Genomic DNA, 14,686 nt, shown 5'->3' with positions numbered 1-14,686 from the left:
CGTGAGCGCGCCGCCGGGAGAGCTGATCGCGGCCCGCTACACCCACGTGGTGAGCGTCGTGGTGGTGGTCATCGTCGCCATCTGGCATCTCGGCTTCGACTCCCTGATCCTGCTCCGCGGTTGGTCGCGCTACGAACCGGCATGGGCGGTCCTCGCGGCCTGGCTGATGCTCTGCGCCGTCCAGTCGATCGGCTCCGCGCTGCTGATCCGGTCCGCGCTGCACGGCCGCGTGGCCCCGGCGCTGACGATCGTCGCTCTGCTGGCCGGCGCCGTCGCCGTCACGACGTATCCGAAGGGTGAGGCGATCAGCGACATCAGCTGGGCTGCGAACACAGTGGGCTGGTTCGGCGTGCTGCTGCTGATGCAACGGCCGATCCACGAACTGGTCGCCCTGTTGGGCTGCACCGTCGCGCTGACGGTGGTCGCGCTCGGATCGAGCGGCGACCTGGACACCCGGGTGGCCTGGAGCCGGCTGATCACCCAGTCCTACACCACGGCTGGCATCCAGCTCACCTTCGCCCTGCTCGCCCGGCAGTTGCATCACGCCGCCCACCTCACGACCCGCGCGGCGCGGGCGCAGGCGGACCGGCTGGCGCGCCAGACCGCCGAGGAGACCAGGCACATCGAACGGCGGCGGCGTTACCGCTACCTGCGTGACCGGATCGCACCGCTGCTCCGTGACCTGGCCGAGGGACGTGCACACCCGGGGGACGACGCCGTGCGGCGGTCGAGTGCGATCGAGGCGGCACGGCTGCGCCGCCTGTTCGCCGAGACGGAGGACGCGGCCCATCCTCTGCTGCACGAACTCCGGGCCTGCGCCGATGTCGCCGACCGTCGGAACGTGGACGTCACGTTCGTCTGCTACGGGGAACTGCCCGACGTTCCCGTGGCCGTTCGCCGGCGGCTGACCGAAGGGCCGCTCCTGGCGCTGGCGTCGGCGGAGGTCAGGGCCCGAGTGACCGTTGTCGCAACCACCACTGAGGTCACGGTGAGCGTGGTGGCCGACGCCGCGGCCCCCGTCGCGCTGCGCACGTCCGGTCCGAGCGACACATCCGTGATCTTCGACGAGAAGGAGAACCTGCTGTGGCTGGAGTCTCGATGGCGCGTCCCCAGGTCGCGTTCGACGTCGGTATCGTCGACGACCACCCCGTGGTGATCGACGGCGTCCGGGCATGGCTGGCCGAGGAGCCGGGTGTGCGCGTCGGACACACCGGCGACACCACGGCGGACCTGTGCTCCGGCACGGCGGACGTCCTGATAGTGGACCTCAACCTCAACGGGCGGTTGGTGTTACCGGACGTCGGCGCGCTCGCCGCGGCCGGTCAACGGGTCGTCGTCTTCTCGCAGTTCACCGACGCATCACTGGTGATGGACGTGCTGGACATGGGTGCCAGCGGATTCGTCGCCAAGAGCGAGGGCCAGGCCCACCTGCTCCACGCGGTGCGCGCCGCCGCGGCCGACCGACCCTATGTGCCCCCGACGACAGCCGGTGTCCTGGTGTGCGACCGCAGCCCGGTGAGCCCCCGGCTGTCCCAGCAGGAGCGCACGTCACTTCTCTGGTGGTTCCAGTCCATGTCCAAGGCGTCGGTGGCCCGCCGCATGGGCGTGTCCGTGCACACCGTGGACATGTACATCAAGCGGGCCAGGGTCAAGTACGCCCAGGTCGGCAGGCCCGCACCGACGAAGGCAGACATGCTGGCCCGCGCGATCGAGGACGGCCTGGTCACCCCCGGTGAGGTCGCGCGCTCCACCCGGCGGCCGCCGCCGCCGGCCTGATCGCGGCGCCTCCCGCTACTCCGCGCGGGAGAAGCGCCGCGCCGCGAGCGCCAGGGCCGCGAGGCCGAGCCCGCACATCACCATCAGCTCGACCGCGAGGGGCGGGGCCCAGCCGCCCCAGTCGGGTCCGGGCGGCAGTGTCCCGCTCGGCGCGGCCCAGGCCACGGTCTGCCGCAGCGCGTCCACGGCGTAGGTCAGCGGGTTGACGAGTGTCAGCACGGCCAGCCACAACGGCAGGCCGGCCACGGAGAACATCGCGCCCGACAGGAAGAACAGCGGCAGCATGGTCACTCCCAGCGCGGACTGGAAGGTCTCGACCCGGGTGATGCAGACGGCCGCCAGGGTCACGAACGCCGTCAGGGTGAACGCCACCAGCGCCAGCTCCCCCAGTAACGCGAGCAGCAGCAGCGGGTCGTAGGGCAGTCCGGCGAAGCCGGCGAAGGCGAGCAGCAGCCCGCCCTGCGCGGTCGCCGTCGCCGCGCTGCCCAGGCACTTGCCGACGAGAAAGGTGTCCCGCCGAACCGGCGCGACCAGCACGGCACGCAGGAGCCCCGTCTCGCGGTCCCGGACGATGGACATCCCGGCGTTCAGCGCGGGCATCTGTACGGCCATCATCAGGATCCCGGGGTAGACGTACGTCATGTAGTCCCCGGTGCCGGACACGGACCCGACCATGCCGCTCAGCCCGGTCCCGAGCACCACGAAGTAGAGCAGCGGATTGAGCAGCGTCAGGCCCGCCTGGGCCGGACTCGCGACCAGCCGGGTCATCTCCCGTCGGACCAGCGCCCGCAGCGCCGCCAGCTCGGCCGGGCGGCGGCCGCCCGGCCGCGTCGTGAGCCTGCCGGGGCGCTCCGCGGTGGACTCCAGCACGTCGCCATCCTTTCTCTTCTTCTTCCGGACTCCGCTTCTTACGGATTCCGCAGGGAACGGCCGGTGTGGTGCAGGAACACGTCGTCCAGGCTCGGCCTCGTGACCGTCACCGAGGTGATCCCCGAGGTGAGCTGGGCGCACAGCCGCGGCACCCAGCGCGCCCCGTCCGCCGTCCTGACCCGCACACCGTCCGGACCGGCCTCGGCGTCCAGGGCGAACCGATCGCGGATGGCCTGGGCCGCTCTCGTGTCGTCGTCCGTCCGCAGGTGCACGACATCGGCGCCGATCGCCGACTTGAGCTCGTGCGGCGTTCCCTGCGCCACGAGGCGGCCGTGGTCCATCACGGCGATCCGGTCGCAGTTCTCGGCCTCCTCCAGGTAGTGCGTGGTCAGGAAGACGGTGACCCCCTCCTGCCGGCCGAGTTCGTGCAGCCTCTGCCAGATCTGGGCCCGGCTCTGCGGGTCGAGTCCGGTCGTCGGCTCGTCGAGGAACAGCACTCGCGGCCGGTGCATCAGGGCGCGGGCCACTTCGAGCCGACGCTGCATGCCACCGGAGTAGGTGCCGACCGGTGCGTCGCGCCGGTCGGCCAGCCCCGTCATCTCCAGCAGGGCCCCCGCCTGGGCGTGTACGTCGCGCCGGGACATCCCGTGAAGGCGGGCGTGAAAGCGGAGGTTCTGCCACCCCGTCAGCTGCCGGTCGGCGGTCGGCTCCTGGAAGACGACGCCGATCCGCCGTCTGACCTCGTCCGGCCGCCGCTCGACGTCCATTCCGGCCACGGCCGCCCGTCCCGCGCTCGGCCGCATCAGGGTGGACAGCATGCTGATGGTGGTGGACTTACCGGCGCCGTTGGGGCCGAGGAAACCGAAGTTCTCCCCCTCGGCGACCGTCAGGTCCAGGCCGTGCACCGCCACGGTGTCGCCGTAGACGCGTCGTAGGCCGCGTGTGTGGATCGCCGCGGGCTCGTCGGCGTTCATCGGCGTGGGGGCACGGACATGATGACGTGGAAGGAGCGGACGTGACCGGTGTCCTCGCCGACAGGCTCGCCGTCCACGGCCACCCAGGCGTGTGCCGCGAAGGGCTCGGTGACCACTCCGGTGCACCACTGGGGCCAGGTGCCGCCCAGGCGGCACAACAGCGCGGTGGCGATGGACCGTTGCAGGCAGCGCGGACCGGCGCAGGCCAGGCTCACGTACACCACCGCGTTGCGCGCCCGCAGCGCCTGTGCCGCGCTCGCGGGGCGCGCCCCCCGGCTCGCGAACGCCAGGATCCGGCGCAGCCTGGCCGGTGCCGTCCTGGCCAGCAGTCGCGCCGTGCCCGCGGCGAGCAGGGCCGGCGGGCGCAGGAGCCACGGCGGTGCACTGGCCGACTCGAGGCGCAGGGTCGCGCCGCTCACGGAGCGATCACCTTGGCCGTGCGCAGGGCGTCGAGCAGACCGTCCACGTGAGCGGCGGCATGGCCGGGCGCGTCGGGGAAGCGCCGCAGCAGCGTCCGGGCGGCCTCCTCGGGGGACTCACCGTCCAGCAGGCAGCGCAGCACCAGGGCGCCGGTGCGATTCAGCATCCAGTACCGGCCGTTGCGTTCGTCGAGCAGCACCGTGCCGTTCCCGGTGTCGGCGACGGACACCCCGGGCACCAGGGCGAAGGTCATCGTGCCTCCTTACGTGGTTCGGGACGAGGGGGCCGGGGCGGTCGTGCCCGTGGGGGACACCGCCCGCAGCCACAGCTCACAGGCGAGGGTGGGGTCGAAGGGCATCAGCGGCCGGGTGTCGGCATGGGTGCCGACGAGCAGGCGGCGCAGCGCCGCCCCGTCGATCAGGCCCATGCCGGCCAGGCGTGTGTCCTCGGCGAAGTCGAGCAGTTCACCGCGGCGTCGGCGCAGTCCCGCGTAGAGGGTGGGGCTGGCGTCGTCCTTGCCGGTCCGGTGCAGGATCCCGGCCGGCGTCACCCCGGCCAGCGCACGTTCGAGTACGGGTTTGAGGCGGCCCGGGGCCACACGATCGGCCAGGCGCACGGACAGGACGGTCTCCAGCACCCGGTCGTCGGTGTACGGGGCGTGGAAGGCGACGCCCGCCTGTGCGCCGATCCGTGAATTGCGGCGCATGGCTGTGCCGTTGACCCGGTTGATCCAGATCATCTCGTGCTGGACCGGGAGCGGGGCCAGCGGTTCGGGGTTCGCCGCGACGGCCTCGCACAGCAGGCGGCGTACGGTCGCCGCCGCGTCCGCGGTGATCCAGGGCGGCAGCTTCGGCGCAACCTCCCAGTACGCGCCCGAACCCCAGGCCCGGTCCGCGGCGAGCCCGTCCACCTGGGCTCCCAGCCAGCGCGGATAGGACGGCGCGGACGCCATCGTGCGCACCGTCGTGGCCAGCGACCAACGACGTCTGGACCGCAGCGCGCGCACGTGCGGCAGTGCCGCCCACGGAGCGCGCCGGAGCAGTCCGTGCAGACACATCACACTCGGGAGGAACAGCTCGTCGCCCCCGACACCCTGGAGGTGCCGGCGCGCGCCCAGGGAGGAGACGAGGGCGGCCTGATGCTCGACGGTGGCACGGGCCCGGACGAACATCAGCGGGCCCTCCCTGTCGTGCGGGGTGTGCGCGAACGGCGCGTACCAGTCCGGCGTCTCCGTCGGCGGCACCACCAGGTGGCGGGCCCGCGGCAGTTCGGCCGCCGCCCGGCGCGCCCAGGACAGGTCCTCGCCCCGCCCGCCGTGCGCCTCGTAGTGCAGGGTCGCCAGGGGTGTGCCGCCGGACCTGTCGGCGACGAAACAAAGACTCGTCGAGTCGAGACCGCCGGACAGGTCGGCGCTCACCACGGGCTGGCCCGCGGTACGCGCCGCCACGGCGTCGAACAGCGCCTCGCGGACGAAGCCGCCGTCGCCCAACGGGCGTTCGGGTGCGGGCGGTGTCCACCAGCGCCGTGTCCGCCCGGCGCCGTTCCGGTCGATCTCCAGGCAGTGCCCGATCCGTGGGCTGCGCACGCCACGCCACACCGAACGCTCGCTGAGTGGCTCGGGAGGCCCGAACGGGGACAGCAGTTCGAGCGCCACCCGCTCCTCGTCGACGCTCGCGCCGGTGCGGTCGGCCAGCGCCTCGGGGCGGTCGGCCGCCATCGTCACGCCGGCGACCGTGGCGTGGAAGACCTGGCATGCGGCGGACAGTGTGCCCTGGACTCGTACGTGGCCGTCGAGGGACGCGACGAGGTGGAAGCTGCCCGCGGCCAGGCGGGCGAGGCCGTCCAGGTCGGCCAGGGAACGGACCTGCCCCAACCGGGTTGCGAGTACGTCCCGTTGGGCGGATACGCATCCCAGCAGGGCAAGGCGCCGCGGGCCGGCGGAGACGAACACGATCTCGTCGTCGGGCCAGTCGCCGACGAGCCAGGGCCGGCCGGAGTGGTGCGCGATCACCCTGGGGCGCGGCGGTGCCGGCGCCAGCGCGAGGGCCTCGGCGCCCGCCGGATGGTCGGGAAGTACCACGAACTCCATGCGTATCCTCCACCGGAGTGCCAGAGTGGGGGGGGGGGGCCGCCCGGGGGGGGGGGGGGGGGGGCCCCCCCCCCGTGGGGGGGGGGGGGGGGGTTTGGGGCGGCGCGGGCGGCGGGGCGCGGGGGTTGGGGGGGGCCCCCCCCCCCGGCCCCGCCCCCCGCCCCGCGCGGGGGGGGGGGGGGGGGCGCCCGGCGGGGGGGGGGGCGCGCCCCCCCCCACCCCCGTGCTGGAGTGATCGGGTGCGGTACGTCGGCGCGTCAGGCCACTGCCCCGGCGGTGCCGCTCGTCTCACTCAGCCCTGCGGACCTACAGGGGGCTCAGAGCCACCAGGCGCCCCACGGGCTGTCGATCCAGTAGCCCCGCGACGTGAGCTGGGTGAGTTCGGCGAATTCGCCGACCTCGATCAGAGTGGGAACTTCGTACGCGATCTCGCTGGACACGAAAGCCACCTCCAGGGTGTGAGTGGCGCCCGGACATCCCGGACGTCGGACGATGGTCGGGCGGCCCGCTTTGTTCCGTTTGCCCGGGCCGTCCGCCAGGGACAACGCTATGGACCGGGCCGCCCCGGCGCACGACCCCTGTTCGGGTGACACGCCCTGGACAGCGACAGCGCGAGCGGGGCGGCCGTCACCGAACGTGATCCGCTCTTCATCGCGAACATGGCCGGGTGGGCTGTGAGAGCCGCCACAGAGACGAAGGGTGCCGAGCGGACAGGACGTGGTGCTCCCAAGGGCGTCCCGGAGGACATGAGGCTGTCCGCCGACCCGAACATCACCTCGTACCGCGAGCTGGAGGCACTGCCCACGGACCCCGACGCGCTGCTCGAGAAGGTCTACGACGACACGAAGGACAACGGTTCGATCAATCGGGGCGCGGCGCTGGACATGATCGGTGACATGCTCGACGACGCGACGCTCCTTCCCGAGGTGAACGCCGCGCTCTACCGTGCCGCGGCGAAGATCCCGGGGGTCTCGGTGGTCGAGAGGGCCGAGGACATCGCCGGCCGCCCGACACGGCCGCAGGGCCCGGACCGCGCGCGTTGCGGTCCGGGCCCTGCGGTGCCGCCCTGCGGCGGCGGTGCGTCAGCTCTGTCCGGTGTCGTCGCCTGCCTGCTCGGTGGCGTCGGATGCCCCTGTCTTCTCGCGCATCTTGCGCACCAGCTCCGCCTTCTGGTCGGCCGCGCCCTGACGATCGAGGTTGCGGTACGGACCGTTGTTCTGCCGCTCGGCACGGGACTGCTTCTTGCGCTGGCCGCCGCCCATGCCCACGGGGTTGTTGATGTTCTTGCTCACGGTCACGGGTTCTCCCGGTAATGAGATGAAATGATCTACGGATTCATCGGTGGGGGACGGGCGGCGACGTCGCAGGACGTCAGCAGGGGCCCGTCACGCTCTCACTCGTAAATCGGCGTCTGGAAGAACATGCCAAGAACGTTACCCGGTCCCGTCGACCCCGCACACCAACTTTTCGGCACCACCGCCTGACAGCACGCCCGCCTGGCAGAGTCAGCCCGCCCGCGGCGGCCACCAGGACCAGCCATACCGCCGCGGCCCACCGCCAAGCCCCGCTGCGGCCCGTCACCGCCACGGCTTCACTTCGACCACCGAGTCCACCGGAATCGGGCCGTACACGTGCGGGAACTTCTCGGCCCCGGGCTCCGGTGCTTCGTACTTCACCGGCACGTCCAGCCGCAGGGGGTCCACGACGAGCACCACCAGCTCGTCGGGGCCCTCGTAGGAGCCGTACAGGAAGGCAGCCACGGACGGGAGTTGGGCGCGCGTCGAGCAGTGGATGAAGCCCTCCTGCTCCAGGGTGCGCCCGCGGGTCGACATGCGGTACGCGCCGTCTTCGCGAGCCGCGTCCCACAGGGAGCGCTCGGTGAGGTGGAGTATGTGCGTGCTTTCGAGCATGAGCCCACGCTACGACCTCAGCCGTGCGACAGGGTGCCACTGTCCGCCGGCCGTTGACCGTCCTCCGGCCTGCGTTGGGCCGGTGTGCGGCGGTCCTGTGCGTCGGGGTCTGGTTCCTGGAGGGCTGTCGGTCGCAGGCATTCGATGAGGTAGTCGCCGGTGTCGGGATCGAGCGTCACGCCGTGGGTTTCACTGCGGAATCCCGGGAAGCGGCGGTCGAAGGACTCCAGGGCGGTGAGGTAGCGCAGCAGCGGGCCGTCGGGCGCGCCGACGCTTTCACCGGGCATGAGGACGGGGATGCCTGGCGGGGTGACGGTGATCATGGCGGCTGCCACCTGGCCCGGCGCCTCGGTGAGGCGTACGCGGTGGGTGCCGCCGCGGATGAGGCGCTGATAGCACGGCTGTGGTGGGGCGACCGGCTCCGGCAGCTGCTGGAATGCTGTGTCCAGGAGGTCGACGAGGCGCACTGAGCGCAGCTGGTCGTGCATGTCCTGGCACAGCTCGCGCAGGGTGTGTCCGGCGTAGCGCCTGGGGTGCTCGGCGACCAGTGCGGGCAGGACCCGGTCGAGAGGGGCGTCCGCGTCGTAGAGGGCTTTGAAGTCCATCAGGGCGTCGAGGAGGGTCCCCCACTTGCCTTTGGTGATGCCCATGGAGAACAGGACGAGCGTCGTGTAGCTGTCGGTCTTCTCCACCACGATGTGGCGGGTGGCCAGGTAGGCGGTGAGTACGCGTGCCGGGATGCCCCACTCCCCCATGGTGCCGCTCGCGTCGATGCCCGGGCAGGTCAGGGTGACCTTGATGGGGTCGAGCATGCAGTGGCCGTCCGTCAGCCCCGGGAAGCCGTGCCATGCGGCGCCGGGTTCCAGGTTCCAGCAGGCCGGCTCGGTGCGCAGCAGTTCGGCCGGGGCCTCCTCGAACGGTAGGGCTGTTCCGGTGCTCGGGTCGGTGACCGTGTCCGGTTGCCACACGCCGAAGAACCATGGCGGCCGGTCGCCCGCCTCTTCGATTCGGCGACGGATGCGCACCATCTCCTGGCGGAAGCGGACCGCTTCGGTGATGGCCTCGTCGATGAGCCAGCGGCCCTGCGGCCCGTCCATCATCGCGGTGGCCACATCCAGTGAGGCGATCATCGGGTAGAGCGGCGAGGTGGTGCCGTGCATCATCAGCGCTTCGTTGAACCGGTCGTGTTCCACGGGCGCCCTGGGGGCGGGCTTGACGTGGACCATGGCGCTCTGCGACAGCGCGGCCAGCAGCTTGTGGGTGGACTGGGTCGCGAAGACCGTTGGCCTGTCCGGTCCGGGGAAGGTGCTCCCGTCGACCGACATGCCGTACCGGCCCGCGTAGAGCGGATGGAAGCGGGCGTAGGCGAACCATGCTTCGTCGAAGTGCAGCCGGGGCGTGCTGGCGGCGAGCGCCCGTGCCGTCGCCGGGGCGTCGTAACACAGGCCGTCGTAGGTGGAGTTCGTGAAGACGGCGTACTGGGGGTCCGGCGAGACGGCATCCTGGGCCAGCGGGTTCGCGGCGATCCGGGCAGCGACGGAGTCCGCGGCGAGTTCCGCCGGGGGCAAGGGTCCGGCCAGGCCGTAGCCGTTGCGGGTGGGGATCAGGTAGACCGGGCGGGCGCCGGAGACGACCAGCCCGTGCAGCACTGATTTGTGGCAGTTGCGGTCCACGAGCGCGATCTCGTCGCGGGTGACGCTGAAGTGACCGACCAAGCGGTTACAGGTGGAATCCCCGTGCAGGACGAAATACGTGCGGTCGGCGCCGAAGACCCGGGCGGCGTTGCGCTCCGCCTCGCCGATCGGACCCGTGTGCTCGAACAGCGAGCCGAGTTCCCCCACCGAGATCGACAGGTCGCTGCGCAGCAGCCGTTCCCCGAAATAGTCGTGGAAGGCCCGGCCTGCGGGTGACTTGAGCAGGGCGACGCCGCCGGAGTGGGCCGGGGTGTGCCAGGAGTACTCGTGCGCGTCGTCGAAGCGGCGCAGCGCCCGGAAGAAGGGTGGCAGGACGGCGTCCTGGTAGGTTCGCGCGGCGGTGGTGATCCGGCCCGCGATGAACCCCGCGGTGTCCTCCAGCGGCCACACATAACCCACGATCGACTCCGCCACCCACAGGGGCAGGTCCCGTACACCGTCGTCCCCCATGACCAGGAAGACCGGCAGGTCCTGGAAGCGCCGGCCGAGGGAACGCAGCACCGCGGCGCCCCCTGGCTCACCCTTCACGTCGTCTCGGCCCGGCAGGTCCCACGCCACCAGGGCCGCGCTCAGTCCCGCCTCCGTCCGCAGCACTGCCTCGGCGTCCGCGACGCCCGCCGCCCACCGGACGTCGAATCCCCGCCTCTCGATCGCTTCACTGATGCGCGCCAACTGCTCGGCACCAGCGTCCTCACCCTGGGAACGTTTCCGTACCGCTACCAGGATCCTGCTGTCCGCCATGGAACCGCCTCCGCCCGAGGGCCGGCCCACGCCGCCCTCACTCAGCTTCGGCGACGGCCGACCGAAGACGGGGCCGCACGGCCCGCAAACCACCCGCAGGACGGAACGCTCTCAGCGCAGTTGTTCGGCCAGGCCGACGATGATGCCCTCCGGGCCGCGGACGTAGCAGAGCAGGTAGCTGTCCTCGAACCGGGCCATCTCGCCGACGAGTTCGGCGCCATGAGGGCGCAGTCGGGCAACGGTGCCCTCGATGTCGTCGACGGCGAACATGACGCGATGTGTGCCCAGAATGTTGTGCGGCTGGTTGCGCGGGCCGGCGCTGATCGCCGCGGGGCTGCGGTACTTCGACAGTTCGAGCCGACTGTGACCGTCCGGGGTCCGGACCATCGCGATGTCACAGTGGACGCCGTCGAGTCCTGTGCACTGGTCGGCGACCAGGCCCTTGACCTCCGTCCTGCCCTCCAGCTCCATACCGAGCTCCACGAAGAACGCGATGGCGGCGTCCATGTCCTCGACGACGATGCCGACGTTGTCCATACGCTGAATCGCCATGCTGGTTTCTCCTTCTTCCTCGTACGGCCGGTGGTGGCCGCTGCCATCCCCGGGACGGAGCCGGCCGTACGTTCTCGACATCCGCAGACCACCGAATTCTCTGATGGCGGTGACAGCGGAGACGCGTTCGGAAGTCGGCTGCTCAGCGCAGTCCGGCGAAGAGGTCGTTCTCGGGTGTGGCCGCGCCGGTGGGGTCCTGGACACGCGAGAAGGTCTCCATGCCCATCAACTCACCGAAACGTTCCTTGCCCATCCTGAGGAAGAAGATGTTCTCGCCCTGACTGGCATGTGCGGCCAGCGCGTCGAACTTCTGACCGCTGAACCCAGTGGTGTCCACCCACGTGGTGATCTCGTCGTCGGGGAGGCCGATCTCGGCCATCGCGGCGGCCTCGGCAGGATCCGGCTCCGGCATGTCCTCATCGAACTCGCGCATGATCTCGCCGAACCGCTGCATCGTCGAGCGGGGCATCGTGGTCCAGTACACCTTCGGCGTCAGCTCGGTCATCTCCAGCGCCGCCATCGTGATGCGGTGTGCCTGGATGTGGTCGGGGTGACCGTAGAAGCCGTTCTCGTCATAGGTGACGACCACGTCGGGCCGGTAGTGCCGCATGAGGTCCGCGAGTCGGGCCGCCCCTTCCTGCACGGGGGTCTGCCAGAAGGATCCGGGGGCATCGTTGCTGGGCCAGCCCATCATCCCGGAGTCGGCATAGTCCAGCATCTCCAGATCGCTGATCTTCAGGACGTCGCAGCTCGCCTGGAGTTCCTGACGGCGCATCAGGGCGACCGCCGCCGGGTCGTGCCCGGGATCACCCGGCTTGACACCCCCCGGTCCGTCACCGCAAGCGCCGTCGGTACAGGTCACGAGCACCGTGCGGATGCCTTCCGCCGCATACCGCGCGAGGACTCCTCCGGTGCCGGTGGCCTCGTCGTCGGGGTGGGCGTGTACTGCCATGAGCGTCAACGGCCGGTCAGTCATGAAAGAGTCCTTCTGTAGATATTGGGGCGCGGCGGGCATACCGCCATCCTGGGGCCGGATCCTGGCGAGCGGACGACCTCGTGGTCTCCGTGTTCCCGCACGTGCGGCGCCGGCCCCTCCGCCCGTACAACCGTACTGACCGGACCGACTGTTCCCGGCGCGGCCACTTTTCCGGATGTCGGCATGGGACCCTGCGCAGCTTCACCGCCGGCGCGTGGGACTCGGTGAGGAAGTGACCCCGGGGGCGCCGCTCCCTCACGCTGTGTGATGGAGCGGCGGAAGCTGGTGTTCCGGGGCCGCGCGCCGTAGAACTGGGCCTCATGTCTGATCAACGGCCGGTCCAGCATCCGGCGCCCATGCCTTGGTCCGGTCCGCCCGGCGGGTACGGGCCGCCGCGGTTCCAGGAGGTCAGTGCCGGCTACCGGCGCTGGGCGGGCGTCCTGCAATGGCTCGCGATCGCCGTCGCGGGTCTCATGGTGGTCGCCTTCGTGGCCGGCATCGTCTTCCTGGTGAAGGCGGACGCGGAGGTGGACGACGCCGCCTACGGCTATCTCGCGCTCTTCCTCTGGTTCGGGATCGCCGCCGCCATTCCGGTGTTGCTGGCTGTCGGTATTCCCGCACTCGTGATGCGGCGACGTGTGCGGCAGCAGGGGCAGCCGAAGGGCGCCGGCGGACCTGGGAGTTGGCCGACGCGAACAGTCCGCCCGCCCACGTCCAGGTGATCGCGGGCATCGACGGTGGCCGCGCTGCCGCAGCCCGGCAACGCCGGCTCAACACCGCCGCCGACCACCTCACCACTGTCGCGTCAGCTCTTCAGACCGAAGAAGCGGATCGGGGAGTTCGGTCTGAAGCCGATACGCGGGTAGACGGGCGCCCCGGCGACGGTCGAGTGCAGGGTGGCGCGAGTCAGCCCGGTGGCCCGGTGGCCCTCATACAGCGCCTTGCGGGTGACCGCTTCGCCATAGCCCCTGCGCTGCCATTCCGGTTCCGTGGCGACCAGTACGACGAAGAGGCGGCCGTCCGCTGCGATGGTGCCGGCGCACGCCACGGGGAGGTCACCGCACAGGGCCAGGTACGCATGCACCTCGTTCTTCCACAGTGCGGAGCCGACGAGTCCGTCGCGGCCCTCATCGAGGGGGAAACCGTAGCCACGCGAGTTGATGTCCGCGTACGCCTGAAGCTGGTCATCGGTGGTCACACGGACAAACGTCAAGTCCGGGTGAACAGGATCGGGGACGGGAAGGAGGTCGCCGGCCATGCCCGTGCCGGGGAAGGCGTACTGCAGTCCTGCCTGCTCGGCCGTCTCCTCCAGCCCGGAGCGGGCTCCGTCCTCGAGGAGATCCTCGAAGACCCACAGGAAGCCCGGGTGCTTCTTCGCCCGCATGATGGCCGCCGTCTGGGTCAGCCGCCGGCGAAGGAGCGTCGCGTCGGTGCCGACATCGGTCAAGGTGACGGCGTTCCAGAACGCGAACCGGCTGTCTGCCCAGCGGACAGCGATGCCGGGAAGGTCACGCACGTCCGCATCCGCGTCCCGGTCGAGGACCGTCGCACGCCATGCCACGGCGAGCTGTTCCATCGACTCGATGGATGCCGCAAGGTCCGTCATCGGCTCTCCTCACGCTGTCGTGCTTCCCCTTCGCGTGACCCTTTCGTCTTCATGGGTCAGTCACGACCACCGGCTCCGCCGGGGCGCGGCCACGAGGTGCGCTTCCCCGGCGGGACCGGCTACGAGCCGACCCTCCGGCGCGGCCTCAAGCAGGTCAAGGCCGCCCATGGTTGGTCCGCCGGGCAGATCGGGACATGAGATCTAGCCGAGGAAGGAGCGCAGGGCCGAATTGACCTCTTCCGCGTGCGTCCAGAGCAGCCCGTGCGGGGCGCCCTCGATCTCCACGTACTGGGCCTCGGGCAGGTCCCGTCGAAAGCGGCGGGCCGTGGCGTCGATGGGGAGGATGTTGTCGGCCGTGCCGTGCAGGATCAGGGCCGGCTTGCCGCTGTCGCGGACCGCTTCGACGTCGCTGCGGAAGTCTTCGATCCAAGCGGGAACGACCGCGTAGGCCGCCACGGGGGCACTTGACGTCGCCACGTTCCAGCTCGCGGTGACGGCCTCCTGGCTGATCCGCTTGCCGAGGTTCTCCTCAAGGTTGTAGAAGTTCGAGAAGAAGTCCGTGTACCAGGCGTACCGGTCCTCTTTCGCCGCTGCCTCGATGCCGTCGAAGACCTCCGGCGGCACGCCCTCGGGGTTGTCGTCCCGGGCGACGAGGAAGGGCTCGAGCGAGGCCAGGAACGCGAGCTTGGCGACCCTTTCATGTCCGAACCGTGAGACGTAACGGGCAACCTCGCCCGTACCCATCGAGAAGCCCACCAGGACGACGTCGCGAAGGTCGAGCGTCTCCAGCACGGTGTTCAGGTCGGCGGCGAAGGTGTCGTAGTCATACCCGGAGTTCACCTTCGACGACTTGCCGAAACCCCGGCGGTCGTAGGTGATGACGCGATGTCCGGCGGCCAGGAGATCTCGCGTCTGGCGCTCCCAGCTGTGGCCGTTCAGCGGATACCCGTGGATGAGGACGACGGGCTGGCCCTCACCCTGGTCCTCGTAGTAGAGCTCGACCGGTGTACTGTTTTCATTCCCTACGGTGATGTACCCCATTGTTTTGTCCCTTCAGAGTCGCTGTGGACATCGAGGC

17 protein-coding genes are annotated in these 14,686 nt (G+C 70.8%); 4 read left to right on the top strand and 13 right to left on the bottom strand.

Translation table 11 applies throughout. From position 1 onward, the window contains the following. The first annotated feature begins 1 nt into the window (after position 1). Complete coding sequence (locus ACFYXC_RS20005; RefSeq protein ID WP_389553309.1) at positions 2-1,156, top strand: hypothetical protein; 1,155 nt, start codon at positions 2-4, stop codon at positions 1,154-1,156. Further along, positions 1,099-1,776: a response regulator gene (locus ACFYXC_RS20000; protein WP_389553307.1), complete on the top strand. Its 678-nt coding sequence runs from the start codon at positions 1,099-1,101 to the stop codon at positions 1,774-1,776. Before ACFYXC_RS20005 ends, ACFYXC_RS20000 begins: the two co-directional genes overlap by 58 nt. A gap of 15 nt (positions 1,777-1,791) precedes the next feature. Here ACFYXC_RS20000 and ACFYXC_RS19995 read toward each other — a convergent pair whose 3' ends face one another. From ACFYXC_RS19995 to ACFYXC_RS19945, 11 genes are all read right to left on the bottom strand, one after another. Continuing rightward, positions 1,792-2,646, bottom strand: coding sequence for an ABC transporter permease (locus tag ACFYXC_RS19995; RefSeq protein WP_389553305.1), 855 nt, complete (start codon positions 2,644-2,646; stop codon positions 1,792-1,794). A gap of 38 nt (positions 2,647-2,684) precedes the next feature. Next, complete coding sequence (locus tag ACFYXC_RS19990) at positions 2,685-3,620, bottom strand: ATP-binding cassette domain-containing protein (protein WP_388909750.1); 936 nt, start codon at positions 3,618-3,620, stop codon at positions 2,685-2,687. Then, entirely contained in the window at positions 3,617-4,039 is a 423-nt protein-coding gene (locus ACFYXC_RS19985; RefSeq protein ID WP_388909747.1) for a lasso peptide biosynthesis B2 protein, read from the bottom strand. Before ACFYXC_RS19985 ends, ACFYXC_RS19990 begins: the two co-directional genes overlap by 4 nt. After that, a complete protein-coding gene (locus ACFYXC_RS19980; RefSeq protein ID WP_388909744.1) occupies positions 4,036-4,293 on the bottom strand; it encodes a lasso peptide biosynthesis PqqD family chaperone in 258 nt (85 codons plus the stop codon). Before ACFYXC_RS19980 ends, ACFYXC_RS19985 begins: the two co-directional genes overlap by 4 nt. Positions 4,294-4,302: 9 nt before the next feature. After that, the gene (locus tag ACFYXC_RS19975) at positions 4,303-6,129 is read right to left on the bottom strand and encodes an asparagine synthase-related protein (RefSeq protein WP_389553302.1); all 1,827 of its coding nucleotides are present in this window, start codon (positions 6,127-6,129) and stop codon (positions 4,303-4,305) included. 317 nt (positions 6,130-6,446) lie between these two features. After that, on the bottom strand, positions 6,447-6,569 hold the full coding sequence (locus ACFYXC_RS19970; RefSeq protein WP_389553300.1) for a lasso RiPP family leader peptide-containing protein: 123 nt from the start codon (positions 6,567-6,569) through the stop codon (positions 6,447-6,449). A gap of 642 nt (positions 6,570-7,211) precedes the next feature. After that, complete coding sequence (locus ACFYXC_RS19965; protein ID WP_388909735.1) at positions 7,212-7,427, bottom strand: DUF6243 family protein; 216 nt, start codon at positions 7,425-7,427, stop codon at positions 7,212-7,214. 279 nt (positions 7,428-7,706) lie between these two features. Beyond that, on the bottom strand, positions 7,707-8,039 hold the full coding sequence (locus tag ACFYXC_RS19960; RefSeq protein ID WP_389553297.1) for a DUF952 domain-containing protein: 333 nt from the start codon (positions 8,037-8,039) through the stop codon (positions 7,707-7,709). A 17-nt stretch (positions 8,040-8,056) separates the two neighbouring features. Continuing rightward, positions 8,057-10,474: an Orn/Lys/Arg decarboxylase N-terminal domain-containing protein gene (locus tag ACFYXC_RS19955; protein WP_389553296.1), complete on the bottom strand. Its 2,418-nt coding sequence runs from the start codon at positions 10,472-10,474 to the stop codon at positions 8,057-8,059. 111 nt (positions 10,475-10,585) lie between these two features. Then, positions 10,586-11,026 (bottom strand): VOC family protein, encoded by a 441-nt coding sequence (locus tag ACFYXC_RS19950; protein ID WP_389553294.1) that lies wholly within the window; start codon positions 11,024-11,026, stop codon positions 10,586-10,588. 142 nt (positions 11,027-11,168) lie between these two features. Continuing rightward, positions 11,169-12,002, bottom strand: coding sequence for a PIG-L family deacetylase (locus tag ACFYXC_RS19945; RefSeq protein WP_388909723.1), 834 nt, complete (start codon positions 12,000-12,002; stop codon positions 11,169-11,171). Between the two features lie 356 nt (positions 12,003-12,358). On the opposite strand from ACFYXC_RS19945, the gene ACFYXC_RS19940 reads away from it, so the two are divergent. Continuing rightward, positions 12,359-12,724, top strand: a complete 366-nt coding sequence (locus ACFYXC_RS19940) for a hypothetical protein (RefSeq protein ID WP_389553292.1) — start codon at positions 12,359-12,361, stop codon at positions 12,722-12,724. 83 nt (positions 12,725-12,807) lie between these two features. Here ACFYXC_RS19940 and ACFYXC_RS19935 read toward each other — a convergent pair whose 3' ends face one another. Further along, positions 12,808-13,608, bottom strand: coding sequence for a GNAT family N-acetyltransferase (locus ACFYXC_RS19935; RefSeq protein ID WP_389553290.1), 801 nt, complete (start codon positions 13,606-13,608; stop codon positions 12,808-12,810). 51 nt (positions 13,609-13,659) lie between these two features. Between ACFYXC_RS19935 and ACFYXC_RS19930 the strand changes: the two genes are divergently transcribed. Continuing rightward, entirely contained in the window at positions 13,660-13,806 is a 147-nt protein-coding gene (locus ACFYXC_RS19930; protein WP_389553288.1) for a hypothetical protein, read from the top strand. Between the two features lie 3 nt (positions 13,807-13,809). On the opposite strand, the gene ACFYXC_RS19925 is transcribed toward ACFYXC_RS19930, so the two are convergent. Beyond that, a complete protein-coding gene (locus ACFYXC_RS19925) occupies positions 13,810-14,649 on the bottom strand; it encodes an alpha/beta fold hydrolase (RefSeq protein ID WP_389553286.1) in 840 nt (279 codons plus the stop codon). Between the last annotated feature and the right edge of the window lie 37 nt (positions 14,650-14,686).

The sequence above is a fragment of the Streptomyces sp. NPDC002701 genome (genome assembly GCF_042889045.1).
Lineage (GTDB): Bacteria > Actinomycetota > Actinomycetes > Streptomycetales > Streptomycetaceae > Streptomyces.
This window is presented reverse-complemented; position numbering and strand designations above follow the sequence as displayed.